This is a genomic window from Paraburkholderia sp. BR10937 (assembly GCF_040965695.1).
Taxonomy (GTDB): Bacteria; Pseudomonadota; Gammaproteobacteria; order Burkholderiales; family Burkholderiaceae; genus Paraburkholderia.
On the sequence record NZ_JBFRCL010000319.1, the window covers coordinates 1 to 214 of the forward strand.

Sequence of the window (214 nt, forward strand, 5' to 3'; positions counted from 1 at the left end):
TGAACAACATTTGCCGGTTGAAATGGACTGTAGCGACGACTCGGAAATTGTTTCCTCCAACATCAAACACATAAAACTTTGTTGGACCGTAATCGACTGTAGTACCAAACGTCTTCTTAAGACCGGAAAGGTCATCGGCTTGGCAGCTACTTGCCAGCCTGTACCAGGTCATGAGAGGACTTTTCGCGGCTGAGTGTTTATCAATAAACTCTTC

At 45.3% G+C, this 214-nt stretch carries 1 protein-coding gene; it reads right to left on the reverse strand.

The genetic code is table 11. The annotated features are described in order from the left end of the window. Positions 1 to 205 (reverse strand): type II toxin-antitoxin system HigB family toxin (locus AB4Y44_RS43105; protein ID WP_368702872.1); only part of this gene is annotated, 205 nt, incomplete at its 3' end. Positions 206 to 214 lie beyond the last annotated feature (9 nt).